Origin of the sequence: Peribacillus sp. YIM B13472, assembly GCF_042788005.1 — a bacterium.
GTDB classification, from domain to species: Bacteria; Bacillota; Bacilli; order Bacillales; family DSM-1321; genus Peribacillus; species Peribacillus simplex_E.
Map to the genome: position 1 here is coordinate 146,052 of NZ_JBHZPG010000001.1, position 26,099 is coordinate 172,150.

Below are 26,099 nucleotides of genomic sequence, written 5' to 3' on the forward strand. Positions count from 1 at the left end.
ACACCTTGGCATCCATAAATGCCAAGGTGTTTTTTTATATATCTTTCATAATCAATCTAGTTTTCAGCTGAACCGTTTCCCCAGAGCATAACTCCCTTAATCCAGTCATTTTTGCAGACAAATCCAAATTAGGAGCATTCGTTACCCATGTATATGGTTCAGGACAGACGAACCCCTCCTGGTTGAACAATACCCAAAACTTAAAATGTTGATCGCCATGATAGATGACCTGTATGCCAGCCTCTTGGTCAGTGAGTATGCACTCATTTTCCAGCACCCTTTCCTCATCATAGCCAAATAGATCATCAAATAGCCGGCCGTCCAAGCTAATACCGTTTTGGATTTCCAACGTATTGGCCGTTTCATGAATTGCACCTGTGGGCAATGACCTTTCATTCAACTCCCAATGTTTATTGACAGGAAGAGATATTCTGCAATCCTCCAATTTACTCCCTGGTCCAAATGGAAAATTGAATACTGTATGATAACCTGCTCCCCACGGAAAGGGTTCAATGCCCTTGTTGGTGATTTCCAATTGTATTTCCAATGTTTCTGCCTTTAAAGAGAAAGACATATTCACAGTGATATCTTGTGGAAAGCTACCTTTTAGATCAAAATCGCTGCTTGAAAATTCAGTATTAATGACGATTGCTTTCCCGTTCACTTCCTTTTTGCAGACTTGCCACGGCTTGTCATGCAAAAAACCATGAATATGATTGGATTTTTTCATTTCATTGATTGGAAACTTATACACAGTCCCCTTATATGTAAATTGACCATCTTCAATTCGATTAGGAGGAAACAGGATTGGCATTCCGTATAAAATGGGAGCTTTTTTATACTCTTCCACACTATCCGGAGTACGCAGCAACTCAATATCCTTATGCTTGTACTTCAACGAAAGCAGATTGCTTCCTAAAGATGGCGCAAGTATCGCTTCCACTTTTTCATTGCCGAACTTTATGGCCTTTTCATTTAAAAAAGTGATATCTTCAATATAACCTTTCACTTTTTCTCCTCCTTTGACTTGAACATATATCCATCCTACTTCCACGGACCATTTTTTGCAACAAATGGAAAATATATATTTCTGAGTTTAATAAAAGTGTTGGTAATCTAGGATTTTGCTTAGTTCGCTTTACTATTTTTCTTTCTCTTTTATCCTCCGCACAGATCGACTTAGGCCTTATTAAATAAAAAAAGGATGCCGTTACGGCATCCTTTTTTACTTATCTATTACTTTCACTTACTAAAGCCACTATGCCTTCTTCATCATCCAATACAAGTTCAATACCCGAGTATGGATCTTTATTCATATATTCATCCAGCCATAAGCGAAGCGCTTCTATCAAGTTGATGGTAATTAACACTTGTTTCCGGCCATCGACGAACGCTTCCGCCGAAAAGCCATAATCATCATCAAACATTAACTCCACTTCTACCTCATTGGGTTGTACCTGCTTTTTACGGGCAATGTAAACACAAACAGCATTGATGATATCTTGTTCGGAAATCTTTAGCCTCTCCATGGGTTTGTATCTTCTTTCTTCTTCTTATCTTTGAAATATGTGAATATTTTACGGATTACAACGATTAATACAACAACCGCTAACACGTTGATTAATAGACCAAGTATAGAACCAAGGGCTCCCATATTTGCGAATAGGCTACCAAAAAGTAAACCTGCCAGTCCACCTAGCATAATTCCTTTCATTAAGCCGCCTTTTGAGAATGTATTTCCACTCTTGGCTTTATTAGCAGTAGTGGCATCTGACTTCTTCGTTTCTTTATTTTGGAAATTCGAATTATTATTATTATTATTGTTGCTGTTAAAACTTCTTTTTCCGGACTTGTAACCCCTTGCATCGACTGACTCCGAATGATCTTGGAATACATAAGTGCCGACTGGCGAGAATGCTAGTGTAATTGTAAGTAATGCAGCCATAAATTTTTTCATCATGTTTTTTTGCCTCCGTTTAATAGTATGGAATGTTGTTTCATTATATCTTTTCCCAGATTAACTGAAAGTCCACATCACCTATCCTTGTTTTATCTTATAGTATTTACGTTTAATTTCAAAATAAGTTTCACTTTTTTCGATTTTTTTCAAAAAAAAAAAAAAAAAAATAAGCAAGGGCATTTACTCCCCTGCTTACTTAAAGAACGATTAGTTTACACGAACGACACGGCCGTTGAATACATCTGCCCAATATCCGCTTTCCATATTGGCGATTGCAACACCTGTTGAACTTTGGGAACCAATAAATTTGCCGCCGCCGACATAAATACCGACATGCCCATCAGTTTTATAGGTATTGAAAAATACTAAATCTCCAGGTTGTTTTTGACTACTAGATACTTGACGTCCTGCACTTTTCAATGCATCCGTACTTGCTGGAAGGTTCACACCAGCTTGTTTATAAGCCCATGCAACGAATCCTGAACAATCGAAAAGACCGTTAGCGATATCGGATGCCGTTCTTCCGCCACCAAATTTATATGTGGAGTTACCGATATATTTATAACCAGCTGTAATGGCAGAGCCTGTATTTGCACTGCTCGGCTTGCTTGATGTTTCAGTTTTACTGGCTTCAGGCTTGCTAGCTGCTGCAGGTTTATCAGCAGAACTGTTTTTAGATGAATTAGATGAATTAGATAATGATTCACCTTTAGACGAACCAGATGCTGACGATTCAGCTTTAGAAGAACTTGATGATTCTTCGCTAGAAGAGCTTGATGGTTCTTCACTAGAAGCATTTGAAGAATTCACTTCTTCAGCAGCACGGTCAAGATCTGCTTTTTCTGATGCCTTACGTTCTTCTTCTTTTTTGATATTTTCACGAATGGACGCAATTTGCGCTTCTAAACCGGCATCTTTATTTTCTAAAGATTGTTTTAGGGCCTCTGTTTCCGATTCTTTCTTTTCAATCTTAGCCTTCATATTGACAGTTTCAGCTTTTTGATCTTTAATTTGAGATTGCATGCCTTTAAGCTCTACTTCCATATCCTTAAGGCTTTGCAATTTTTTCTCAACGGTCGCTTGTTTTTTTTCTAAGTCAGCTTTATCCGCTTCCTGCTCGCTAAGAATCTGTTGGTCAGCTTCCACGATAGTGGCTACCGCTCCAACACGATTCACGAATTCACCAAAGCTTTTAGAACCTAAAACAACTTCTAGGTACTCAACGTCCCCGCCGCTTTCTTGGAATGAAAGCGCGCGCTCTTTCAAGACTTCCTCGCGTTTTGCGATTCTTTCTTCCAACGCTTTAATTTCTTTCTTTAAAGAGTCTATGTCTTTTTCGGTGTCTCTAATTTCTTGTTTAGTATCTTTGATTTTTTGGTCATTTTCTTTCATTGCCGATTCGATCTGAGCAATTTGGGCATTCATTTTCGTTTGTTCTTTTTTCAATTCCTGAATAACTTGTTCTGCCTCTGAAATATCTGATTGTAATCCTGTACGTTGTGATTGAATATCCGAGATAGATTCAGCTTTTACAGACGGTATGGCAAAAGCGCTTCCTAATCCAAGCATAATTGTCGTGTTCAATATGATAAGTTTTTTCTTCAAACTCATTTCCCCTGCTTTCCTCCCCTTGCATTTCCATCGACCCACTTCTTTTTCTCTATGAAAAATGTTTAGTCAAAATAAATTGCTGGGAACTCTTCTCTATTTTTTTTACTCTTTATGTAAGCTTCTAAGGTTGAGATAATATTAAATACATTTCTTATACTCTACTATGTTTTCATCTAAGTCGTAGTATATCATCAGATTTTGTCAAATGCGTAATAACAATATTACAATTATATTTCAATTTTAACATTAACCATAAAAATTCGACTTTTCCATGTGATAAAACATCCAATATCTTACATAATATCCTTCTTATTTTGATGCAAGACTTTTTATCTAGTGTTTAGCACCATGTGACCATAGACTATTGGCGGGTAAAAACTCACCATTTCCGAATGCAAGAAAGCCCATTTACAACAGATTGCAGCTTATTTACCTTTCGTACAGGAAGGTCCTGCTGTCAGCACCATTAAAAAAACTAAAAAAAACCGCTCTTAGCGGTTTTTCCGTCAATATTCGACCCATTCTTAAATCCCAGCCCTAAAGTCGACAAAAACTCTCAATTCTTTTGGTCGGACATATACCCTTTCCCCTTTGCTTATTCCCAGATTCAAATATTGTTCTTTCGTCAGTTCGATTTCAAGCGCTTCGTTTGTATCCTGACGAATGACTTCTATCCGGACGATGGGGCCAATTGTATGGATATGGTCAATGATGGATGCAATCGAGTCCTTTTCCGATGGTTCTCTTTCTATGATAAAGTTATGATTCCTTACATAACCAGTGCCCATTCCATCTTCAATGTCCGGGGCATTCATTTCCACATTCCCAGTTACCAATTTCCCTTTATGGACGTTGCCCTTCAATAGATTGACACTGCCGAGAAAATCATAAACAAAGGGATTTTCAGGGTGATCATATACTTCTTCCGGAGTTCCAATCTGTTCAATTTTCCCTTCATTCATGATTACGACCCGATCGGCAACATCCATCGCCTCTTCTTGATCATGCGTCACGAACACACTCGTAACATTGAATTCGTCATGAAGCCTTCTTAGCCAACGCCTAAGTTCTTTGCGAACCTTTGCATCCAATGCCCCGAATGGTTCATCAAGCAATAGGATATTCGGTTCAACCGCAAGGGCCCTTGCCAATGCGACACGCTGCCGCTGGCCGCCTGATAATTGGGATGGATAACGATCTTTATATCCTTCCAACTTGACAAGCTGAAGCAATTCGGTAACTTTTTGTTCAATAACTTTTTTACTGGGCCTTATTTTTCTAGGGCGGACCTTTAATCCATAGGCGATGTTATCAAAAATCGTCATATTACGAAAAAGGGCGTAATGCTGAAAGACGAAACCCACATTTCGATCTTTTACATGTTTATGCGTATAATTCTCTTCATTGAAGAGGATCTTTCCGTTCTCTGCTTGTTCAAGACCGGCGATGATACGCAGTAATGACGTTTTTCCCGATCCGGAAGGGCCAAGGAGGGCTACGAGTTCACCGCTCTTTATTTCCAAATTGATGTTTTGGAGTGCTTGATAGGACCCGTAATATTTTGTAACATTTTCAATGATGATACTCATTTCATTCCTCCTAACTCGCTTTGGTTGATTTAAAGTCCGTTTTCCATTCTATGAAACTTTTAATGATCAAGGTCATGATTGCAAAGATGGACATCAGGGATGCAACGGCAAAAGCAGCCGAAAATTGATATTCATTGTATAAGATTTCAATATGAAGCGGCATCGTATTGGTCATGCCCCGTATATGGCCTGATACGACCGATACAGCTCCAAACTCCCCGATTGTCCTTGCATTACAAAGGATGACTCCATATAGAAGTCCCCATTTTATATTGGGAAGCGTCACATACCAAAATGTCTTAAACCCTCCAGCACCCAGCGTGAGTGAAGCCTCTTCTTCAGACGTCCCCTGACTTTGCATGAGCGGGATCAATTCGCGTGCAATGAATGGGAAGGTGATGAAAATGGAGGCGATGACAATCCCTGGTATTGAAAAAATCACTTTAATGTCAAATGATTGCAGCAGTGGACCAAATGTTCCATGTAAGCCAAACAGAAGGACAAAAATCAACCCAGCAATGACGGGTGAAACGGAAAAAGGCAAATCTATCAGTGTTATTAAGAAGTTTTTTCCCTTGAAATCATATTTTGTTATGGTCCACGCAGCCACAACCCCGAATATGGCATTAAGTGGCAAGGTGATGAGGACAACGATCAATGTTAACTTAATCGCAGCCAAGGAATCAGGATGGACAATGGCCGCAAAATAAGCTTCTGCACCTTTTTCAAAAGCCTTTACAAAGATTGCGATTAATGGGACAACTAAAAACAAAGACAAAAATAGCAAAACAATGGAGATAAGGACCCATTGTATGGATTTAGGCTCTTTTGTTGCGTTTCTCGTAATGCTGACTGGGTGCTTCGTTTTAGCAACCACTGAATTACCATGTTCCATCATATCCCCTCCTACTTCCCTGAATATCTTTTGCCGGTCCACCATTGCAAGATATTGATGGTGAACAAAATTATAAATGTAATAATGAGCATGACGGCCGCAACAGCTGTTGCCCCTTCATAATCATATTGTTCAAGCTTTGTCATGATGATCAGCGGGGAAATCTCCGTTTTAAACGGCATATTTCCTGCAATGAAGACAACGGACCCATACTCTCCAAGTGCCCTCGCAAACGAAAGTGCAAAACCCGTCAATATCGCTGGAATCAATTCCGGGAAGATAATTTTAATGAATGTCTGCATTCGATTCGCCCCTAAAGAAGCAGACGCTTCTTCCATCCCTTTTTCGATATTTTCAAGCACCGGTTGAACCATCCGCACGACGAATGGAAGACCGATAAATATTAAGGCGATGATGATCCCGGCAGGAGTGAAAGCGATTTTAAAGCCGAAAAATTGTCCGATCCATCCGTTCGGTGAGTACAAGGTGGTCAAAGTAATTCCTGCCACGGCAGTCGGGAGGGCAAAAGGCAAATCCACCAGTCCATCGATGATCCGTTTGCCGGGAAACTCATAACGAGTAAGCACCCAGGCAATTAACACACCAAAAACTGCGTTCACAAAGGCCGCAGTTAACGCTGTCATGAAACTCAATTTATACGAAGCAACAACCCTTGGCTCAGTTATGGTCGCCCAAAAGTCCTGAAGCCCCATTGAAAATGTGTTTAGAAAAATCATGGATAACGGGATCAAAACGATGATGGAGAGATACAGCAACGTAAAACCCATCGTCAATCCAAAACCGGGTATGGTTCTCTTTTTCGTCTGTTTACCTTCTGTCACTATATTCATAGCTTCGCCTCAGCTCTTTTTCCGATTTATGAAGGAGAAGGTGATAAAGCCATCTTCTCCTTCATGCTTATTACTGTTGATAAATCTCGTCAAATGTACCGCCATCATTAAAATGTGTTTCTTGGGCCTTTTTCCAACCGCCAAACGTATCTTCAACAGTCACCATATCGATTTTTGCAAATTGGTCTTCGTATTCAGCTAGAATCTTCTCATCCCTTGGACGATAGAAGTTTTTCGCGGCAATTTCCTGACCGGCATCCGTATATAGGTATTCCAGGTAAGCTTCAGCCACTTCCTTTGTTCCTTTTTTCTCGACCACTTCATCGACAACAGCTACCGGTGGCTCTGCTAATATACTGATTGAAGGATTGACGATTTCATATTTGTCATCACCGAATTCTTCCAGTGTTAAATAGGCTTCATTCTCCCAAGCGATAAGTACGTCACCAATTCCCCTTTCTACAAAAGTGGTGGTTGCACCGCGGGCCCCTGAATCCAGGACTTCAACATTCTGATAAAGTTTTTTCATGAAACCCTTCACTTTTGTTTCGTCATTATCGAAATTCTTCTCCGCATAAGCCCAGGCAGCCAGGTAATTCCACCTTGCCCCTCCGCTAGTCTTCGGATTTGGTGTTATGACGGATACATCCTTTTTAATAAGATCATCCCAATCTTTAATGCCTTTAGGGTTATCCTTTTTCACCAAAAACACAATCGTTGATGTGTATGGTGTCGAGTTTTCCGGTAAACGTTTTTGCCAATCCTTCGCTATTAGGTTACTAGCTTCATAAATGGCATCAATATCATAAGCCAATGCCAATGTAACGACATCCGCCTCCAATCCATCAATAACGGCCCTGCCCTGTTTACCAGATCCGCCATGTGATTGTTGAATCGTTACATCCTGACCGGATTCTTCTTTCCAGTGCTTCACGAACGCTTCATTGAATTCCTGGTACAATTCCCGTGTCGGATCATATGACACATTCAAAAGCTCGACTGACTTTGATGCCCCTTCCCCTTCCGTTTTTTCCGAGTTGCATCCAGCAAGTACACCGAATGCTAATGTCAAACTTGTTAATATCATCAACTTTTTCATGGAATCCCCCCTATTTTTTTGCAACAAAAAAAGCACACTATTCCCTTTTTATTTTTATTCAAGGAGATAGTATGCCTTCAGTTCTCTGATCAGCAAATATTCTGAATTTATGTATCATTAACATAAAGCAAAGTATACCAAGTTGTCAACTGTGTTTTATTAATAATCATGTCCTTTTATTTTAACTCATTCACGAATAGTGAATTCTCCAAACAAAAGGGCTCGATCCAACGGGGAGATCGAGCCCTTTAATACGGCCAACACTTATGAACTTGATGCTTTTTGATACAGCTTATTGTCCACGATATACTTATAACACTGATCAGGCAGTAAATATCTTGGTTCCCCGCCCATCGCGAATTCATCCCTTATATATGTAGAACTGATTTCCATGGAGAGGCCTTTATCTATAAGGTGAAATGTATTGCCGTCATCATAATTCCTTAGCAATGGACTTTTGGATATGATTTTCAGCATATCTATCCCATCCCGCGCCATGACGATGAATTTATGATTGGCAATCAATTTTTCCCTGAATTTCCATCGTAAGTGTACCGGTAACTCCTGATTATCAATATCTTCAAGTAAATCTGCACCCATTATGAAAAAAACTTCGTCCTTTGGAAATCGCGATTTAAAATGTTCCATCGTATACCAAGTATATTGTTTACTCGTTCCGGCGCGTTCATTAATTTCATAATCACTAACTTCGAATAGCGGGTTGCCCCCTATTGCCAAATTTAGCATTTCCCAACGGTGTTCATTACTCGTTTTCATCTGTTTATCGATACGGCCATTTGCGCAAGGTAAAAAAATCACCTTGTCTAGCTTTGCACGATGCGCAATGGTCGAGGCTGTCCATAAATGCACATTCGTGACCGGATCGAAGGAAGATCCATAAATTCCAATTTTACCCATTTTCCATCTCTCCCCATCAGCTTTTCTTTTTCTCAGCGGCCCTGACCGGACTCCCGTCCCCGGCTTCTCATGCAACCGGCAATGCATCCAAAATTGTACAGTCCAGGTTCCAGTACGTCAATGACCAGCCCTTCCATTGACCTGTTGCCAGCAACAACCGCCGGGCGCCCTGTATGCCTTCAAAATCTTTAATGCCAATGCTTTCAGCTGCATCCACCTTTACTACAGTAGCAGTGCCAATATATAAATATGATTTCTTTCCATTTCCATCAAAATGAAAGGGGGCATCAATTTGAGTTCCTAATGGGTACTCATCCGGATTTCCCCTACATTGACAGTTGACCCTCCAGCCATTGATGAAATCAGCCGATATGAATATTGCGTATCTCCTGGCCAATATGCCGTATTTTCATTCTGGCGCTAAAAATATTTAACCACGGATCCATGTATTTCTCCCACCAGTCCATGCTTACAGTTTGGTCCTTAATGTCCAAAGCTCAGGAAAAAATGGCTGTTCGACCACTTTCTTCAGATAACTTACACCGGACGATCCGCCAGTTCCCTTTTTATTACCGATGATCCGTTCGACGGTGCTCATATGATTGAATCTCCAGAATTGTTGTTGACTTCCAATATCAACGAGCTTTTCGGCCAGCTCATACAAATCCCAGTAGTTATGCACATCACGGTAAACGGTCAGCCACGCGCTTTCAACACTTGCATTTTCCTGATAAATTACAGACCAATCCCTGTTCAATACCGATTGATCAATGGGAAGCCCCCTTGCAGCCAAAGCCCCTATAGCCGCATCATAAATACTAGGTTTATTCAAGGCTGCCATCATCGACTCATAAAGCTCGGGCTGATGACGGAAAACGGCCAATATTTGCGAATTCTTTTGACCCATCGCAAATTCTATCAACCTATTCTGAAATGATTGAAACCCTGAAGAGTTTCCTAGTTTCTCCCGGAATTCCATATAATCGGATGGCGTCAAGGTCGAAAGCACATTCCAGGATTGAACTAGTTGCTGCTGGATCCTGGCCACTCTGGATAGCATCTTAAAGGAAGGCTCCAAACGTCCTGCCTCAATAAGGGCTGTTGCTGCAGTCAATTCATGGAGGATCAATTTCATCCATAATTCACTTGTTTGGTGAATGATGATGAACAACATTTCATCGTGATGACCGGAAAGCCGATGCTGACTTGATAATATTTGATTTAAATGAAGGTAGTCCCCATAGGACATATCTTTTTCAAAATCAGTTACCATACTTTCTTCCAAACGATGTTCATCTCTTGGACCCTTATCCATCCTATCCCTCTTTCCCTTTACATTCTTTTGATTTTCGACATCAATACATAAACGATGCAAAGAAAGATCAGCCAAGGAACACCGAACTGGAGCACAATTTTAAACGGGCCAGTGAACCAGGTAGATACCGTCAAAGCAAACAAAAGAAATGCACCAAGAATCGTTAGATATGGAAATCCATACATTTTAACCGGTAATTTGCGTCCCCCTGATTTCTCCCACCTCTTCCTGAAAAACAAGTGGGAAATGAACACCATGAACCAGGTAAAAATGGCTCCGAACATAGATATCCCCATCATGAATGCATATGAAGTATCAGGAAGCAGGACCTTTACTCCTGCAGCAAGAAATATGCCCAAGGTGGATATGAGAAGGGCCCTTACCGGGACTCCTTTATTGCTCACTTTTTGAAATAGGGCTGGAGCCTGCTTCTGCTCGGATAATGAAAATATCATTCTGGTGGAGGCATATAATTGACTGTTCATTGCAGATATTGCAGCGGTTAAAATAATGAAATTCATGATCCCCGATGCCCCGGGAACATTCAGGATTTCCATTACCCTAACAAATGGGCTTTTATCAATACCGGCCGATTGCCAGGGAACAATCATTAACATGATCCCGATTGTCAGTACATAAAAAGTGGCAAGCCTGAAGACTGTTGCCTTCAAAGCTTTAGGGACGGCAATATCCGGATCCTTCGCTTCTCCCGCCGTCACCGCAATCAACTCAGTTCCTAAAAAGCTGAAGAGAGAAATGAATATGGCGACCCATAGCCCCCAAAAACCGAAAGGCATAAAACCGCCATCATTGGCAAAGTTCTCTACACCGATCCCGCTTGAAGGTTCGGCGCCAATCACCACGTAGGCGCCCAGTAGTATGAATATGACAATGGCGCTGATTTTGATCATGGAAAATACATACTCAAAATTCCCGAATGTATTGACACTCGTCGCATTTACATAGATTAGCAGTGCAGCAAAAAGGAAGATCCAAACGCTCCCAGGTACATCCGGGAACCAATATTTCATATAAACAGCGATGGCACTCACTTCGACACCAATGGCAAGGACATTCGCCATCCAATATGAATATCTCACAACAAAACCCGCAAATGGACTTATATATTTTTCAGCAATGGTTCCAAACGATCCCGATGTTGGATGGGCTACAGTCATTTCCGCCAAACAGCCCATCAGTAGAAGGACAATGAATGCACCAATTGCATAGCTGATCAGTACACTTGGACCTGCCGTCGAAATCGCAAGGCCGCTCCCCAAAAATAATCCGGTGCCAATTGCACACCCCATGGCAATCATTGTGATTTGACTCGATGATAATTCACGATGCAGCTTATTTTTCTCCATATGTTGCTCCCATTCTAGGCAATGATTCCCCTTTTATTTTCATAGTTTTCATATAATCTGCCGGGCGGCCCCTTCCGTCCAGCCGTCTATTCCATACCTTTTCCAATCTTCCAATGACTTCATTAAACTTTTCTCAGCCCGCTTCGATAAAAGTCCCAATGAGTTGCCATCCATATAAATCATCCCTGGGTTCAAATAGAACTCCTCTCTGTAAAAAACTAATGGATCTTCCTGATCCAAAGTTTTCGCATAATCTTTCGTTGACATGAAATTATTGATATCCATGTTCTCCCCGCTTACTTCCCATCCACTATTTTTCACTTGTAAATCCCTACCCCTTCCCATGCCAACCTTATCATTCTGTCAGGATCTTTTTCAATATAATCCTTTTTATCAAAAATCATGGTGTAGTGGTTGGTTTCATCATATTTCGGCCAAATTTCACCCTCCGGGGGATTGGGGTTTCCATGTTTCGCAAAGTTGACCCAGTGGCCCTGCATTCTATGGGAAACCTTTAGGGCAGCTGACCTTGAACTAAATGAAGTAATCCGTTTCCCAAATGCCGAGTCGAAAGTCTGGAAGGCAAAAGGGATTTCCATACCATGCGTCGCCCCTAATTTACTTATGCGCATTGCCGCCGTTTTATAATCAAAACGGTACATCCAAGTTTTTTCAAAGCGGCTGTATGCCTCCGCATACCAAACCGAGGGAATATGGAAAGTCGCATCACGGCCAATGCCAAGCACAGCTTTCTTTTCTGGGTAGTTTATATAAGCATTCGTAATTCGCTCTTTCGCCTCTGGATCTGTATTTTCGAACATTTTATGAATCATTGCCGCATTAGTTGGGATTAAAGGGGGATCCATCTGTTCGAATAATGTCGCTTCGTCCCTATTTGTTCCTATAAGCAAGGATATTCCCTTTGCTTTTCCAGATCGAATCGAATCTAGTGGATAATCGGGCAGGAAGTCACCATCTACGACAGGTCCAAATGATAGTGAGCCCGGCATGGCTTGTGAGTTTTCCCGTAAGAGTTTGTAGGAGGCCGCGACAATCTCTTGAACTGGAAGTGTTTTTAACCGATGGATTTCATTCTTTTCAATGTCCAATATCTCAAGGAACCTTTCACTGAATTGGCGCGCAAATCCTTTTCCGTAAACAGATACCGGAGCGGGACTTTCTGCAATGGCCTGTTTAAAAAGACCTCTCGCTGATGGAACAGTAAGTAAAGTCGTAACCGCATTGCCCCCAGCTGATTCACCAAATAACGTAACATTATCAGGGTCGCCGCCAAACGCTTCTATATTCTCTTTAACCCATTTAAGAGACGCAACTTGATCACGTAAACCTAAATTGGTTTCAAATATTTCCCCATCACCTGCCAATTCGGTAAAATCCAGATATCCCAGTGCCCCCAGTCTATAGTTGATGCTTACTACGACTACATCTCCATTTTTAGCCAGTAAATGTCCATTGTACATATCAATGGATCCAGCTCCCGTTATATAAGCTCCTCCAGGAATCCAGACCATGACCGGACGTTTTTTATCATCAGCTCTAGGTGACCAAATATTCAGGAACAAACAATCCTCATCCATTTTTTCATCTCCGGCCATTCCTGTTCTTACTGCCCGATCCATCGGCTGCGGGGGAATGGGACCAAAATCCACTGCATCCATGACACCGCTCCACTTATCAACTGGCTCCGGTGACCGGAAACGCAGAGCCTCAATCGGCGCTTTCGCATACCTGACTCCACGCCAAACGCATATATCGTTTTCCATAGTACCTTGAAAATGTCCTTTTACCGTCGTAACTATTGATCCAATCATTCCCTTTCACCTCTTCATATAGTAGTAGATATTTAAGTTCTTCTTTTTCCATTCCTTCATATCCTTCATCTTTATCGAAAAAAGATTATTTGGCCATTCCAACAAAGTAACACTATCTTATATAAAGTTAAGGTCATGCCTGGGATTTGAAAAGTTATTGAGGATATTACCGCATGTAAATAAAAGGACAAAAAAAAGACCCAATCAGGTCTTATTTTGGCGAACTCTGCAAAATATTAAGAGAGCATGGCAATGATGCTCAATAAAGAGCTGCCCCGAACGGAAAGCTGTTGTGCAGCATATGTTAATTGCTGTTCATCGAGCTGTTCCAGTAACGGCTTTAATTCAAGCAATTCATTCTCCAGTCCTTTAAGGTCTGTAGATATCTTGTCCACCATCAAGAGCACTTGCTCAGATTCAACAGTGGTTTCAGACAAGACTTGTAACCGTTCCTTGATTTCAGTCAATGGCATATTCTGTTCCTTATACCGATTAATCATTTGAAGACGATTTAAAGCATCTTCTGTGTAATATCGATATCTTGACCCAGTTTTTTCATAGTTCAGCATTCCTAATTGTGTGTAATAGTCAATGGTTCTTCGCGAAACATTCGCAAGTTCAGCAAGCTGGCCAATCCGATATACATTCACCCAGATAGTCACCTTCTTTTTAAATCTACTGTTAACGATACTATAACATAACTATCCTAAAAGGTGACTTCGAGGATGAATCTATTAGACTACTTTATCTGAATTGCCCTTCAACTGCTTCTTGGCAAAATACAGGGCATCTTCCTTCGATTTAAAAAAGTGCTGTTTTTCTATCTTATGATACAAACCTGTGCTGAGTAACAATTCCTTTGGTTGCTGCTGGATTCCGGAAATGATTAATTTCCCCTTATATTTACCGATGCGATTAACAATCGCCAATAGTGCAGCCTCTGCTGAAGTGTCCATATATGTTACCCGGCGCATGCTTAATACCAACACTTTCGTCTTATTATCCAAGTTCTCCAATATCGATGACTCCAAGACGTCTATCGAACCAAAGAAGAGGGGACCTTCCAAGTTATACACATTGATCTTTGAATCCGAATTATCAATTGGAACAATCTCAGTAATCTCATGACTTCTTTCCCTAACCTTTAACGTATGGCTCATTTTTGCAATGAAGGTGATGAATGCAATCAATAAGCCGATTCCCACTCCCATGATTAAATCAGTGAAGACAGTAACGAGAAAGGTGACCAGCAAAACCGCAGAATCCGCCGTCTTCGTTTTCAATACATGAGCGAATTCCTTTCTTTCACTCATATTCCAGGCAACAAACATCAATATGGGCGCCATGCTAGCCAAAGGTATATGTGCTGCATATGGAGAAAGCACCAGCAAAACCAGTAAAACGACAATACCGTGAATGACTCCGGACATCGGGGAGACTGCCCCGCTTTTTATATTGGTAGCTGTCCTGGCAATAGCACCTGTTGCAGGTATCCCGCCAAAGAATGGGGTCGCGATGTTCGCGATTCCTTGCCCAACCAATTCCTTATTGCTATCATGCTTGGTTCCCCCCATGTTATCTGCCACGGTAGCGGATAACAATGACTCGACACCGCCTAACAAGGCAATTGTAAATGCAACGGGAAGGAGTGTGATAATGACTTCCACTGAAAGCTCCGGCACTTGGAATCCCGGAAAACCTTTCGGAATCGCTCCATACGTGGAACCAATCGTAGCCACCTTATCGGGAAATAAAAAGTAGGCTGCCATTGTTGATATTAGCAGACCCAAAAGCGGTCCTGGCACTCGGGGCAGAAGTCTAGGTGCCAACAGTATGACGACAAAACATATAATCGCAACAAACACACTATATATATTGATCGTGTCTGCTTTAATCACCAGTTCCTTCATGTTATCCATGAACGCTTCATGTTTTTCCACTTTCATGCCAAAGAAGTTGGCAATTTGCCCTGAAAAGATTATTATCGCAATTCCTGTTGTAAATCCAATGATGACTGGACGGGGAATGAACTTCATTAAATTGCCCAACTTAAGAAGGCCCATCAAGACCAATATCATCCCCGCTAAAAACCCGGCAATAAGCAGACTTTCATACCCATATTGCATAACGATTCCAAATAATAAAGGAACAAACGCCCCGGTTGGTCCTCCAATTTGATACTTGGAGCCACCCAAAATCGATATGAGGATTCCAGCGATGATGGTCGTATATAACCCATATATCGGTTCGACGCCTGAAGCAATTGCAAAAGCCAATCCTAAAGGAATGGCTACAACACCTACAACCAATCCTGCCGTTACGTCTTTTTGAAAACCCTTCATATTATACCCTTGAAATCTAGAATCTTTTATCATCCTTTTCAAACTCACATCCTTAGTCGTTTTTTAAGATCGGAATCTACCATCTTCAGGAAAAATGACATTCTCTCATTTTTGAGGGAGTTGCTTGATCGAAATTAATCTAACCATTGTAGGTTTTTTCAACGGGACAAACGATGCGGGGACTTTTCAAAACTAAGAAATAATCGTCATATGTAATCTCCTTTGTTAGGTTATTTGACATGGTCTCGACCACGCTTCAACATTATACAGTAAAACGTAAAACTGTACATTGTTAGTAACGTTAACATTTGTTTACAACTTTTTGCATCTTTTTACATTTACATTACAATCCGGGACCATACTTCCAGTCTGGTTAATTTGAAGCCGGAGATTCAGACTACAAATCAGGAGGTTTGAACTTTGGACTAATTCCCCATAGGTTGATTTACTAAGTAGACAAGAAATCGACTCAAAAGATGAAGGTGGAATGAAAATGGATATTTATGTTAAAATCCATATGATATTGTGAAGTTTTCTACTTAAACTAACGGGACAGTTCAATGAATTAAGGGGGAAAACCATGACACGTATTAAGAGCATTGGACGCTTCTGTGCATCTGATAAAAATGGATATATACGCAATGATTCAAGTTTAAAGAAGGTTAAACCTGAATTTCTTATGTTAATAGAAGAAGTAGTAGAGAATTATCAAACCCATTTAGGATTAGATTTACATAGCATTTATATTAGGGGTTCGGTTCCACGCGGATTGGGCATGAAAGGTGTTTCAGACCTAGACACAATTGCCATTACGAATAAAAAAACTACTAATATAGACTTAAAATGGGTAGATATGGCTGAACAAGAATTAAACAATAAATTCAGTGCTGTAAATGGTGTTGAATTCAGTTTCTATCATATAGAAGACATTTTAGGAACTACTACATTTTCAATTATTCCATTTATGATTAAAACCCATAGTGTGTGCGTGTATGGAGAAGATTTAACAACGCAGATACCTGATTTCCGAGCAGATAAAACAGTTGGTAATGAGCATTTAATAAACTTGAAAAACCAAATAGAACAAGCAAAGAATGCCCTTGTAGATAATGATGACAATGAAGATATAATAGATTGTTGTGTTTGGATAATGAAAATTTTAGTCAGAGCAGGACTTGCTCTTGTTATAGTTGAGGAAAATCTCTATACAAGGGATTTGTATCCAGCCTATAAATTATTTGCGAAGCATTTTCCAGAGAAAGAACCCGAAATGAAGCAAGCACTTCAGTATGCTATTGAACCACCTAAGAACCCTGAAGATATATTAGTTATTTTAAATAAATTTGGTAACTGGATGATTTACGAAGCAGAAAAGTGGATACAAACTTATAATCCAAACAAAGTAAAAAACCTGGAAATTTCATAACTACACTAACAGTGTGCTCGTTCTCAAATGTTGTATTTACTTTAACAAAAAATGGACAGTAAAATAAATGAGCTTGGAGATACACTGCCAAGTTCATTTTTTATTTGAAATCATTGGGCAAATTTGTGATTTCCACTTAGAGATATACTGTAAACTTAGAAGGCAGTGTTTAATGCATTGCAGTTTCCCAAGTTCCTAGAACACTTATAGAATAAGCATCAGCTTTTTCTTACTTAAATCGTTCTCCATTTTCCTAATGTCCAGGGACTGAAACCACCCCAGATATAACTGCAAAACCTTCGTAGAAACGTCATTAATTTTCCTATATCAATGCTTTTTATCTATCCAGTGGTCTGAATGCTTTACTTCTTGACCGCCTACCCCTTGAACTGAATACCAATATAAATACTCATCATCATTTAAAAATTCTCTAAATATAGTTTCAACATACATCTTTTCACCTTCACTAGCACACCTTTCATATTTTCGTTTAAAAATCTTAACCACTCGTCATAGTGACTTGTTGATAATCCACTTCTATTTGCTCCAAGTAAGTTAAGTATGATTTAAAGCCATACAGTATGTTTATAAGGTTCTGCTCTACTTTCTCTGTTATGAAGTTATTTCATAAACTTTGCAACTGGGTCAACAGGTAAGCCATTTGCATCCAATAGTAGATATGCCTTTTTATTATCAACGGTTATTTCCTGAACTCTCATAAGAAATTCTCCTTTCACTGCTTATCCCTATTAGTATTTTTACCAATAATGAGTACTATTGTTGTTGTTTCTATAAAGTCCTCGGACCGAGGCAACGTCCCATTCCTAAAACCAACTAATATGCTTATTAATTCTATACCAATTTTCAATCATTATTTAGTTAGTCAATTATGTAAATAAAAAAGGATAGTTAGCCCTAATAGACTAACTATCTTTTGAATTTTTTATATAAATTTAATTAAAATCAAGAGGTTTTTTTTCAGTTTATAGCTCTTCTCCTCTCGTCTCGATAATATGCTTATACCAATGAAACGACAGCTTCTTTTTCCGGTTTAACCGATCATGATGATCCACGTAAATAAATCCGTATTGCTTCTTATACCCGTTTAACCAACTTAATAGATCAATGACAGACCATGCGTAATACCCTTTTAAATGGATGCCTTCTTTGATTGCACGTTTAATCACTTTTAAGTGTTCCTCAATATATTTAATACGGGGAACATCCACTATTTCACCATCGATAATCGGATCCTCATCACCAAGTCCGTTCTCTGTAACATACATTTTAATATCACCGAAACGTTCTTTTAACATATGCAGCCCATCTAAAAATCCTTGAGGTGAGATTTCCCAGCCCCATTTTGTATATGTTTTATCTTCCATTTTTACGGTCCGATAAAAGCCATCAAAAGACGGGTTTCCTGGAGCTAAAGTAGATGTTTCTCTTGAATGCTCCATGTTTGAAACGGCTTCCCGATTTTTTTCCACACGAATGGGCTGGTAATAATTGAGTCCAATAAAATCATTCTTCCCCGCATTTCTTTTTAGCGTATCCAGTTCTTCTTCAGTCCAACTTGGTGTCCAGCCTTTCTCCTTTAATTGCTCAACCACATAAGCTGGATATTCACCTTTTAAAATTGGGTCATAATACCAAAAAGTTTCATATTCATTGGCATGCCTAGCAGCTAATACATTCTCATGTTTGTCATCAATACTATAAGCTGGCAGGAATACATGGGTAATCCCAATTTCACCGTAATGATTCAGTGCCTTGTATACCTCTACCGCTTTGGCATGTGCATAAAAAACGTAATGTGTCGCTTGGAAGTATTTATTTTCATCGTTTTGGATTCCAGGCGGGTGAGCTCCTTTTAGATACCCCAAACCGCAAAACATGACCGTTTCATTAAACGTGATCCAATGTTTCACGCGGTCTCCGAATGCGCGAAAACAAATCTCCGCATACTTGACGAATGCTTCAGCTGTTCGCTTATTCGTCCATCCCCCATCTTGTTCAAGCGTCAAAGGCAAATCCCAATGATACAGCGTAACAAAAGGAACAATCCCATATTTTAAGCATTCATCAATAACATTATTATAAAATTCCAAGCCTTTTTCATTGATTTCCCCGTCACCTGTCGGCAAAATACGTGCCCATGAAATGGAAAACCGGTATGATTCAAGTCCCATCTCCGCCATTAATTTAATATCTTCTTTGTAACGATGATAATGGTCTATCGCTACATCTCCATTTGTACCTTCATATGTTTTCCCTGGAATCTTTGAAAAGACATCCCAATTCGTTATACCTTTACCATCTTCATCCCATGCTCCTTCTATTTGAAAAGAAGCAGAAGCTGCTCCGAATAAAAAATCATGTGGAAATTTCATTATAAACCCTCCATTTTCATACCTACTTATGACATTGATAATAATATATTTTATTCATTGGTACAAATATTAATATGATTATATTACTTTCATTCATATTTGACTACATAAACTTTGCATTAAAGATAGTATTTACTATGAAGAATGAATAAATCCAGAATCAATAATATACGAAAATAAATGAGATTGATTCTGCAAAATCAATCTCACTTTTTTAGTAAAAGATGAAAAACTTACATCTAGTTGTTAGTTTCATATGAACACACACAAAACCCGTCCTCCTTTGGAGGACGGGTAACATATTATTCAAGACATTAACAATCACTCCACAACCGGGAGCCAACCTTTTATCCCAATCAACTTTTCCCAAAGCGGATCTGGAATGACCAGTTCATCCTGATCTTTTTTTGAGAGGGTAGTCCGTATTTCCGCTTCTTTTCCAGACCTGATTTTTTCAATCCAATGCGGTTCCATAAGAAGCTCACGGCCAAGGGCGATAAAAGGGACACCCGTTTCCATAGCTTCTGCAACTTCTTCAGGTGTATGCAGTGATCCTACACCGACCACAGGGATACGATTACCTACTTTATCGTAAATTTTAACAATGCGCGACTTTGTCCTATCACTCTCACGGAATGAGCCATTCCAGAAGTGACCTACCGATATATGTAGATAATCCAGGTTTTGATTAGCTAGTCTGTCAACGAATTGGATCGTATCATCTAAAGTGATGCCAGGATTGCTGCCTTCCTCAGGAGAAAGGCGGTAGCCGATGATAAACGGCTTTTTCGCATGCTTGGCAACCGTTTTCTCGACTTCATTCACAATGGTAAGCGGGAAAATCAATCGTTTTCCCAATGTCCCACCCCAGTTATCCGTACGACGGTTCGAGTGTGGCGAGAAGAATTGTTGAAGCAAGTACGTATTGGCACCATGGATTTCCACACCATCAAATCCTGCTTCGATGGCCCTTCTTGTTGCTTCGCCAAATGCCTTAATAACGTCTTGTATTTCGTCTTCACTCATTTCCCGCGGTACAGGTGCTTCCTCGTTGGAAGCAATGGCACTTGCAGAAACTGGTTGGTTATCAGGCAATAATTCCGGCGGACTTTGCCGGCCTCCATGATATATTTGCAGAATCGCTTTGGACCCGTTGGACTGGATTGTTTCGGCTAGTTTTCTCAAGGATGGGATAAACGAATCGTCATCTGCACTAAGCTGGCCTGGGAATCCCTTTCCTCCAGCAGATACATAGGCACATGCCGTGACCACCGCACCTACACCAGCCGAGCGCTCAGCGTAATAGGCCAGTTCATCATCGGTTACAACGCCTTGATCATCCGAAGAATAAGTGGTCATTGGGGCCATCATGATACGATTTTTCACTTCTACCCCTGATGGAAATTTATATGGTTGAAAGATCTTTTCGTATTTTTGATTCATGCCAATCCTCCCCCTTTACTCTTAGTGGTGATGATGTCCGTGCGGTTCTTTAGAAGGGTTCGTGATTTCAAAGCCTTCTTCAGGTACATAAAAATATTTAATCCAGACACCATCCAGAAATTCTTCACGTGAATCAAGTAAAATATCGATATCTTTATCTGTTTTGACGATTTCATCATGTTCTGCCGGTGTATCTAGTTTCATGTCATAATGGGCATGATCGCCATGCATATGGGTGATATATACACGAATCATTTTCCCTTCAGCTTCTTCGGTGCTCAGCATTTTTTGTAAGACCTTTGCTGCATTACGATTAATTTTGCATTTCATGTCCATTCCCCCAACAATAAAATTATCCCTGTACTGAATTCTACCCAATTACGGGTTATCAGTAACATCCATTTTTCCCCTTCCTTATTGGCCATGTCCATTCAAATGCTTATAAGCGGTCTGAAGGAAAGACGATGCCGATTTGCTTTCTTGCTTCATCCATGATTTCCATAGTCAATAGTGAATTCGAATATGAATTTATACCGGACTCCATTTTTCCCTGCTGTATCAATTCAACAAACTCTTTCGCTTCATAATACATGGTAGGCATATCCTGTTTAACCGAAATATTTTCAGTGGTTCCATCCCGATACTGAATATCCACCGCTTGCGGTCCTGAAATTTTCTGAATGATGATGCTTCCATGTTCACCTTGAATTTCCGAAGGCAAATTGGATTCAGTGATCTTGGAGAACATGACGACTGCCTCCATTTCATCATAGGAAAGCAGAATCGTACCTTGCCCATCGACTCCTGATTCAAGCATCGTTCCTGATGCCTGTACCTTATTTGGTTTACCGAACAGAACAACAAGCGGATAGAGTACGTAAATACCAAGATCCATTAAAGAGCCACTGGAGAATTCCGGATTGAATGCATTCAGCACAGTGCCTTGTTTATACGAATCATATCGAGATGAATATTGGCAAAAGCTTCCCGAGAAACGCCGTACCTTCCCGATTTTATCCAGATTTCCCTTCATACTTTCGAAATTTGGCATGATGGTCGATTTCATCGCTTCCATCAATAGCACATCATTTTGTTTTGCAGCCTCAATCATTTCCCTTACTTCTGCCGCATTTGAAGCCATTGGTTTTTCACATAATACATGTTTTTTATTTTGTAAAAACAACACGGCTTGCCTGCAATGATGAGAATTAGGGCTTGCTATGTATACAGCGTCGATTTCATCACTGGCGGCCATTGCTTCTAAATTCGTAAAAGTCGTATGTACTTCGTATTTATTGGCAAATTCCTTGGCCTTCTCTTCTGTACGTGAGTACACGGCGGTTAACGATAAATCCTCTACATGCTTTGCAGCCTCCAAAAATCGTTCCGTGATCCAATTTGTACCTATTACCCCTAATCTTATCAACATCCTATCCCCTTTCAAGCTAACTTAATTATGTCCTCAATATACAGACATTTCACTAAAAAACAAAGTTTAATGAACACTCGCAACTGTTTAAATTGGATTTTTTAGGCAATGTTCGTTTATAATTTTTCTATAATACCACTGCCATGATGTTTCTACATACTCCCTAACGGGAAAGCAAACTTAAAAGGAGCGTGTGAAGTTTATGACAGAATTAATGAAAAACAAAGTTGCCATCATTACCGGTGGAGGATCGGGAATTGGCCGGGGTGCTGCACTGAAATTAGCTGAAAACGGCGCGAACATCATCTTTTTTGACCGTACAGTCGAAAATGCCGAAAAAGTGAAGGAAGAAGTGGAAAACCTTGGTCGAGAGGCTTTAATCATTAAAACGGATGTTTCCAAGGCTGAGCAAGTTGAACATGCCTACAAGACGGCCCATGAACATTTTGGGAAAATTGATTTTGTATTTGCAAACGCAGGCATTAACGGAGTGATTGCCCCTATAGAAGATATAAAGCCAGAAGATTGGGATCAGACACATACCATCAACCTCAAAGGCACCTTTCTCACCATCAAATACGCCATTCCTTACATGAAGGAAACGGGTGGCAGCATCGTAATCAACAGCTCCATCAATGGAAACCGATATTTCAAGAATTTTGGTTTTTCCGCTTATAGTTCATCCAAAGCTGGTCAAGTCGCTTTTGGGAAAATGGCTGCACTCGAATTGGCAAGATATAAAATCAGGGTAAATACCATTTGTCCCGGCTCCATCGATACGAACATTCACGATAACACATTCCCAGAAGATGATAACTTAAAAAAAATCACGATTCCCATTGAATATCCGCAAGGCTCTCAGCCCCTGGCGAAGAAGGCGGGGACTACCGAACAAGCTGGTGATCTCGTATTGTTTCTAGCATCAGACATGTCTTCCCATATTACGGGCACGGAAGTTTATATCGATGGAGCAGAATCACTATTATGATTCATACTTAGGCCCCTAAAGGAAAAAGCTGAAATCCACATCAGGGATTTCAGCTTTTCCTAATTAAACTCGCCTTAATCCACGACGGGCAAGGATTAAATAAGCACACATGGCGATGACATGACAACTTACCATTACAATTCCCATCGGCAAGGGTGACTCACCTGAACCTAGTCCCACCAAGGGAGCCATTAGTGATCCTAAAATGAAAGGAAGCAGGCCAATTAAAGCCGAAGCACTGCCTGCTGTTTTTTTCTGATTTTGCATCGCTAAAGAAAAACTCGTTGTACCGACAATACCGACGCTGGAGACGGAGAGGAATAAAGCGACCAAGATTCCTGCCAACCCAATTTCGAGAAGGACTGAGGCAAGAAGCAATATTCCCCCAAACAAGGCTAGACATAATCCCACTTGAAGCAGTTTTTCTTCTTTAACCTTCCCTGCCAGCTTCCCGGCAACTTGTGAAGCGATGATGATCCCAATTCCGTTTATTGCAAAAATCAGACTGAAGGTCTGTGGGGAAACGCCATAAATGTTCTGGAGAACAAAAGGCGATCCGGAAATATAAGCGAACATAGCGGCACTTATGAATCCTTGTGAAAAAGCATAGCCCATAAACACACGATCTCTCAATAAGTTCCCAAATGTCCTGATAGTATCATTTACCCCACCTGCACTTCTGAGATTAGACGTTAAAGATTCCTTTATCCCAAAAAATGCAGCCGCAACCATAATGATACTTAATACTGAAATGACAATGAAGACTCCCCGCCAAGACGTGAACTGCAAAAGCTGACCGCCAAAAACCGGAGCCAATATCGGTGCCGCCCCATTCACCAGCATTAACATGGAGAAGAACTTGGTCAAATCCGATCCTGAAAAAAAGTCACGAACTATGGCCCTTGAAATGACAATGCCTCCCGCTCCCGCAATACCTTGGATAAAACGTAATAATAAAAGCAATTCAATGGTTGGAGCAAAAGCGCATAACAGAGATGAAATGCAGTAAATGGATAAAGATATGATTAACGGTGTCCGTCTTCCTTTTGCATCACTTAGCGGCCCTAAATAAATTTGTCCTAAAGCCAATCCTAACAAGCAGGCAGTCAAGCTCAGCTGCGCTAAAGACGTACTGCTTTTCAGATCCTCCGCCAGTGTAGGGAGACCCGGTAAATACATATCAAGTGACAGTGGCCCAATCGCTGTAAAAGACCCCAGCATAAGAGCCATCAACAGCCTTTTGGATTTAGTCATTTCGTTGCCTGATGATATCGTTTCCTTCATTTCAATCATTATTACCCCTATCCCTTTCCTGAATAAAACTTGACTTTCTTTATTTTACAAAAGATCCGAACAATTTACGATAAGTATGCTTCCCTTGAATTGGATTCTTCCCTCCAGCACTCAATTAAGTAATGCTCAAAACTCAGAAATCTTCTAAAAAGGAAAAATCTTAAATCAAGAAACATATTTGAAGATCCTACGAACCTAAGCGAAAAACTAAGTTCCAAACAATTCCCCATAAAAAATGACCCCTTTTCAGGGTCATTTTGATTTATTCAGCAATACTAAATTACGCGGAGTATCACCAGATAATCCATCCATCAAGTTTTGTACCGCAAGAGCTGCCATCTTCAATCTTGTGGCAATGCTGGCACTCCCGATATGCGGCAGTGTAACGACATTGGGCAATGTTAGCAGCGGGTGATCCACAGGGACCGGCTCTTCTTCGAATACATCCAATCCAGCGGCCCAAATCTCTCGGTTTTCCAGCGCCTGGTACAACGCCTTTTCATCGATAATCCCGCCTCTTGCGGTATTTATGAGCACAGCCGTCCCTTTCATTAATTCCAGCTGCTCCTTGCCAATCATATAAGTGGTTTCCGATGTGAGCGGCAGCATGACACAAACGAAATCCGATATTTGGAGCAATTTTTCAAGGGACTGATATTCGATTCCTAATTCTTTTTCCTGTTCATATTTACGGCTTCGATTAAAATAAACCAAGTTCATATCAAATCCCTTAGCTCTTTTTGCAAGGGCTTCCCCAATCCTACCTAATCCGATTATACCAAGTGTTGCGCCGTGTACATCTTGTCCTGTCAGCTGCATCGGCGACCATGTTTCCCACCTTCCGCTCCTTAAATAATCTTCTGCCTCCATCATCCTTCTTGCCGTTGCAAGCAGTAAGCCGAAGGTTAAATCAGCTGTCGTTTCCGTTAAAACCCCCGGTGTGTTCGTGACCATGATGCCCCGTTTTGTTGCACTTCGAACATCAATATTATTATGTCCCACCGCCATATTCGCGATGATTTTCAGGTTAGGCGCCCTCTCAATCAGTGACTCATCGATTTGCTCCGTCAACAAGCAAAGCAGACCCTCGACTTCTTTCATTTCTTCTTCAAGGACTTCTCTAGGGACCGGTATATCCTCTTGATCCCACATCCTGACATCATAATTCCGACTAAGACCTTCGATGATTTGTTCCGGTAATTTTCTTGTAATATAAATTTTTGGCTTCAAACCATAACCTCCTATACCGTTTCATTCCATGTAACGCATTCTTGCACCATTTTTCACCTTCAGTTTTCATTCCCAACAATTAATTTTAAGAATATTGGCTAAATTACTAGCTTGTTTA

Annotated in this window: 23 protein-coding genes and 3 pseudogenes; 2 read left to right on the plus strand and 24 right to left on the minus strand. The window is 40.5% G+C overall.

All coding sequences use genetic code 11. The features are described 5' to 3' along the window. Positions 1-34: 34 nt before the first annotated feature. The 16 genes and pseudogenes from ACFX4I_RS00745 to ACFX4I_RS00820 all read right to left on the minus strand — a co-directional run bounded on the left by ACFX4I_RS00745 (position 35) and on the right by ACFX4I_RS00820 (position 15,812). Complete coding sequence (locus tag ACFX4I_RS00745; RefSeq protein WP_309519211.1) at positions 35-1,009, minus strand: aldose 1-epimerase; 975 nt, start codon at positions 1,007-1,009, stop codon at positions 35-37. A 220-nt stretch (positions 1,010-1,229) separates the two neighbouring features. Then, the gene (locus ACFX4I_RS00750; RefSeq protein WP_098371236.1) at positions 1,230-1,529 is read right to left on the minus strand and encodes a YxcD family protein; all 300 of its coding nucleotides are present in this window, start codon (positions 1,527-1,529) and stop codon (positions 1,230-1,232) included. Further along, a complete protein-coding gene (locus ACFX4I_RS00755) occupies positions 1,517-1,957 on the minus strand; it encodes a hypothetical protein (protein ID WP_283933050.1) in 441 nt (146 codons plus the stop codon). The genes ACFX4I_RS00750 and ACFX4I_RS00755 overlap by 13 nt, the downstream gene beginning before the upstream one ends. Before the next feature lie 210 nt (positions 1,958-2,167). After that, complete coding sequence (locus tag ACFX4I_RS00760; RefSeq protein ID WP_377418384.1) at positions 2,168-3,571, minus strand: C40 family peptidase; 1,404 nt, start codon at positions 3,569-3,571, stop codon at positions 2,168-2,170. Positions 3,572-4,095: 524 nt separating this feature from the next. Next, positions 4,096-5,160 (minus strand): sulfate/molybdate ABC transporter ATP-binding protein, encoded by a 1,065-nt coding sequence (locus ACFX4I_RS00765; protein ID WP_230302279.1) that lies wholly within the window; start codon positions 5,158-5,160, stop codon positions 4,096-4,098. 10 nt (positions 5,161-5,170) lie between these two features. Then, positions 5,171-6,055, minus strand: a complete 885-nt coding sequence (cysW, locus tag ACFX4I_RS00770; RefSeq protein WP_230302302.1) for a sulfate ABC transporter permease subunit CysW — start codon at positions 6,053-6,055, stop codon at positions 5,171-5,173. 11 nt (positions 6,056-6,066) lie between these two features. Next, on the minus strand, positions 6,067-6,906 hold the full coding sequence (cysT, locus tag ACFX4I_RS00775) for a sulfate ABC transporter permease subunit CysT (RefSeq protein ID WP_230302278.1): 840 nt from the start codon (positions 6,904-6,906) through the stop codon (positions 6,067-6,069). Positions 6,907-6,976: 70 nt separating this feature from the next. Next, a complete protein-coding gene (locus ACFX4I_RS00780) occupies positions 6,977-8,005 on the minus strand; it encodes a sulfate ABC transporter substrate-binding protein (protein WP_377418389.1) in 1,029 nt (342 codons plus the stop codon). 264 nt (positions 8,006-8,269) lie between these two features. Then, complete coding sequence (nadD, locus tag ACFX4I_RS00785; RefSeq protein WP_377418392.1) at positions 8,270-8,923, minus strand: nicotinate (nicotinamide) nucleotide adenylyltransferase; 654 nt, start codon at positions 8,921-8,923, stop codon at positions 8,270-8,272. A 67-nt stretch (positions 8,924-8,990) separates the two neighbouring features. Then, positions 8,991-9,320, minus strand: coding sequence for a cyclase family protein (locus ACFX4I_RS00790; protein WP_377418395.1), 330 nt, complete (start codon positions 9,318-9,320; stop codon positions 8,991-8,993). A gap of 72 nt (positions 9,321-9,392) precedes the next feature. Continuing rightward, positions 9,393-10,238 carry a tryptophan 2,3-dioxygenase gene (gene kynA, locus ACFX4I_RS00795; RefSeq protein ID WP_377418398.1) on the minus strand — a complete coding sequence of 282 codons (846 nt, stop codon included), beginning with the start codon at positions 10,236-10,238 and terminating at the stop codon, positions 9,393-9,395. Between the two features lie 17 nt (positions 10,239-10,255). Further along, positions 10,256-11,605: an amino acid permease gene (locus tag ACFX4I_RS00800; RefSeq protein WP_377418401.1), complete on the minus strand. Its 1,350-nt coding sequence runs from the start codon at positions 11,603-11,605 to the stop codon at positions 10,256-10,258. A 69-nt stretch (positions 11,606-11,674) separates the two neighbouring features. Further along, positions 11,675-11,890 (minus strand): annotated as a pseudogene (locus ACFX4I_RS00805) (kynureninase); the annotation flags it as partial. Between the two features lie 32 nt (positions 11,891-11,922). Continuing rightward, complete coding sequence (locus tag ACFX4I_RS00810) at positions 11,923-13,437, minus strand: carboxylesterase/lipase family protein (RefSeq protein ID WP_377418404.1); 1,515 nt, start codon at positions 13,435-13,437, stop codon at positions 11,923-11,925. Positions 13,438-13,673: 236 nt separating this feature from the next. Beyond that, positions 13,674-14,087 (minus strand): MerR family transcriptional regulator, encoded by a 414-nt coding sequence (locus tag ACFX4I_RS00815; protein WP_230302270.1) that lies wholly within the window; start codon positions 14,085-14,087, stop codon positions 13,674-13,676. An 84-nt stretch (positions 14,088-14,171) separates the two neighbouring features. Next, the gene (locus tag ACFX4I_RS00820; protein WP_377418730.1) at positions 14,172-15,812 is read right to left on the minus strand and encodes a SulP family inorganic anion transporter; all 1,641 of its coding nucleotides are present in this window, start codon (positions 15,810-15,812) and stop codon (positions 14,172-14,174) included. Between the two features lie 547 nt (positions 15,813-16,359). Here ACFX4I_RS00820 and ACFX4I_RS00825 point away from each other — a divergent pair. Further along, complete coding sequence (locus ACFX4I_RS00825) at positions 16,360-17,205, plus strand: nucleotidyltransferase (RefSeq protein ID WP_230302269.1); 846 nt, start codon at positions 16,360-16,362, stop codon at positions 17,203-17,205. Positions 17,206-17,374: 169 nt separating this feature from the next. Here ACFX4I_RS00825 and ACFX4I_RS00830 read toward each other — a convergent pair. The 6 genes and pseudogenes from ACFX4I_RS00830 to ACFX4I_RS00855 form a co-directional block, all read right to left on the minus strand. Continuing rightward, a pseudogene (locus ACFX4I_RS00830) lies at positions 17,375-17,526 on the minus strand (IS1595-like element ISSpps1 family transposase); the annotation flags it as partial. A 9-nt stretch (positions 17,527-17,535) separates the two neighbouring features. Then, positions 17,536-17,687, minus strand: a pseudogene (locus tag ACFX4I_RS00835) (DUF6176 family protein); the annotation flags it as partial. Between the two features lie 501 nt (positions 17,688-18,188). Further along, complete coding sequence (locus ACFX4I_RS00840) at positions 18,189-19,598, minus strand: GH1 family beta-glucosidase (protein WP_283932702.1); 1,410 nt, start codon at positions 19,596-19,598, stop codon at positions 18,189-18,191. A gap of 321 nt (positions 19,599-19,919) precedes the next feature. Next, on the minus strand, positions 19,920-21,041 hold the full coding sequence (locus ACFX4I_RS00845) for an NADH-dependent flavin oxidoreductase (RefSeq protein ID WP_377418407.1): 1,122 nt from the start codon (positions 21,039-21,041) through the stop codon (positions 19,920-19,922). Between the two features lie 21 nt (positions 21,042-21,062). Next, positions 21,063-21,371 carry an iron-sulfur cluster assembly accessory protein gene (locus ACFX4I_RS00850; RefSeq protein WP_230303648.1) on the minus strand — a complete coding sequence of 103 codons (309 nt, stop codon included), beginning with the start codon at positions 21,369-21,371 and terminating at the stop codon, positions 21,063-21,065. A gap of 109 nt (positions 21,372-21,480) precedes the next feature. Continuing rightward, entirely contained in the window at positions 21,481-22,467 is a 987-nt protein-coding gene (locus ACFX4I_RS00855) for a Gfo/Idh/MocA family protein (protein WP_377418410.1), read from the minus strand. A gap of 205 nt (positions 22,468-22,672) precedes the next feature. On the opposite strand from ACFX4I_RS00855, the gene ACFX4I_RS00860 reads away from it, so the two are divergent. Further along, entirely contained in the window at positions 22,673-23,458 is a 786-nt protein-coding gene (locus ACFX4I_RS00860; protein ID WP_283932700.1) for an SDR family oxidoreductase, read from the plus strand. Between the two features lie 63 nt (positions 23,459-23,521). Here the strand turns inward: ACFX4I_RS00860 and ACFX4I_RS00865 are convergent, their stop codons facing one another. Both ACFX4I_RS00865 and ACFX4I_RS00870 read right to left on the minus strand, forming a co-directional pair. After that, a complete protein-coding gene (locus tag ACFX4I_RS00865; RefSeq protein ID WP_377418733.1) occupies positions 23,522-24,742 on the minus strand; it encodes a multidrug effflux MFS transporter in 1,221 nt (406 codons plus the stop codon). A 261-nt stretch (positions 24,743-25,003) separates the two neighbouring features. After that, positions 25,004-25,981 carry a 2-hydroxyacid dehydrogenase gene (locus ACFX4I_RS00870; protein WP_377418414.1) on the minus strand — a complete coding sequence of 326 codons (978 nt, stop codon included), beginning with the start codon at positions 25,979-25,981 and terminating at the stop codon, positions 25,004-25,006. Positions 25,982-26,099: the final 118 nt, after the last annotated feature.